The organism is Ruminococcus callidus ATCC 27760 (assembly GCF_000468015.1).
GTDB classification, from domain to species: domain Bacteria; phylum Bacillota; class Clostridia; order Oscillospirales; family Ruminococcaceae; genus Ruminococcus_C; species Ruminococcus_C callidus.
Map to the genome: position 1 here is coordinate 1 of NZ_KI260345.1, position 1,260 is coordinate 1,260.

A 1,260-nucleotide genomic window follows, 5' to 3' on the forward strand; every position below is an offset into this window, starting at 1 on the left:
CTTTTTTGTCTTTTTTCTATTATACCATATTTGCAGCGTAATGAGAAGATTTAATCAGTGTTTCCCTAATACTTCCAGAGCTTTGCAGTAAGAGCGAATTTTTTCGGCGTTTTTGCCGTCATCGGGTGCATTTCAAAAAATTTTGGGTGCATTTTTGCCCACAAAAAAACGTTTACGCAAACAGAAAACCGATTCAGAGGGAAATCTGAGCCGGTTTTTCTGCTTTTGAACACGTTCCAAAGAACGATTACTTTTTGAAATCCACGTTGTTTTTGCTGATTTTTGGGCATAAAAAAGCACCTCTAAATTGTATCAAAATAGAGGTGCAAGTATGGTGGAGGCGATGCTTACAGTGGTAAAATCACTTATTTGCAACCTTTCAAAATGGGAAAAGTCCGAAACTGCGTGGATTTTTCGTTTCTTCACTGAATCGCTTTAACTGGGTTACGATGTTAATGGGTTTCACTTAGTTACGGTCATTCATTAGTTAGGCAAACCAAAAGATCAATCCAGCAATCCTACCACAACCTGTCGCTGTGTTCCGTCATCGGTACAGGTGATGATGGTGATTCTGTCATCGCCGAAATCATCAAGCACCCAGACAGCATCCGGATCGACGATTTTGCTTTCGGCCACAGTGTAATGATACGCCTGCTTTTGCTTGTCATGCAATGTGATTTCCATGCCGATCTCCACATTTTTCAAGTTGTTGAAATATTCCTTGTACAGTGTGCTGCTGTGCCCAGCAATGCAGTAATTGCCCTTGCCAAAATCGCCGCTATCCTTGAAATGCCCTGCCGCTTTGGCGAGCGTTTCATTGTCAGTTCCTTCTAAAATGGGGGCTTTGATGTTTAGGTCTGCAATTTCCACAACTGGATTATTCTCAAGCAAGATTTGCTTTTGATAAAGCCGGTAGCACTTTCTCACACCGAAAAATCCAAGAATACTGATACCAATCAAAATTGCAAGCAGTCCCGAGAGAAACATCCCCCACTGCTTTTTGCTCTTACTCATCCTCTTTACGCTTGAGGACACCAGATGCCTTCACCGCACCGAATCCGAATGCCATGAACAGTGCTGCACCCACGCACAGGAGCCAGTTTGTCATAGCGTTGTTTCCGGTTTGGGGCAGGTTGACTTCTGCGTTGGAAGAATCTGTACCGGTGCCGGTTTTCGGATCAACGGTGTAAATGTCCAGCACATTGCCGTTTAAGTCGGTCAGCGTGATCTCATATGCATTCTCCGAGCGTGCAGTGATTT

3 protein-coding genes are annotated in these 1,260 nt (G+C 43.7%); all 3 read right to left on the bottom strand.

Features of this window, described 5'->3' with window-relative positions; translation table 11 throughout:
* Positions 1–65: 65 nt before the first annotated feature.
* Positions 66–290: a hypothetical protein gene (locus RUMCAL_RS04375; protein WP_021681359.1), complete on the bottom strand. Its 225-nt coding sequence runs from the start codon at positions 288–290 to the stop codon at positions 66–68.
* A gap of 214 nt (positions 291–504) precedes the next feature.
* On the bottom strand, positions 505–1,014 hold the full coding sequence (locus RUMCAL_RS04380; protein WP_021681360.1) for a class D sortase: 510 nt from the start codon (positions 1,012–1,014) through the stop codon (positions 505–507).
* Positions 1,007–1,260: LPXTG cell wall anchor domain-containing protein (locus RUMCAL_RS04385; protein ID WP_021681361.1), on the bottom strand; the 254-nt coding region annotated here is incomplete at its 5' end. The genes RUMCAL_RS04380 and RUMCAL_RS04385, both read right to left, overlap by 8 nt.

What these genes read in the sequence shown, in the direction of transcription:
- RUMCAL_RS04375 (WP_021681359.1), bottom strand. Translation starts at nt 290, where the DNA reads ATGCCCAAAAATCAGCAAAAACAACGTGGATTTCAAAAAGTAATCGTT.
- RUMCAL_RS04380 (WP_021681360.1), bottom strand. Translation starts at nt 1,014, where the DNA reads ATGAGTAAGAGCAAAAAGCAGTGGGGGATGTTTCTCTCGGGACTGCTT.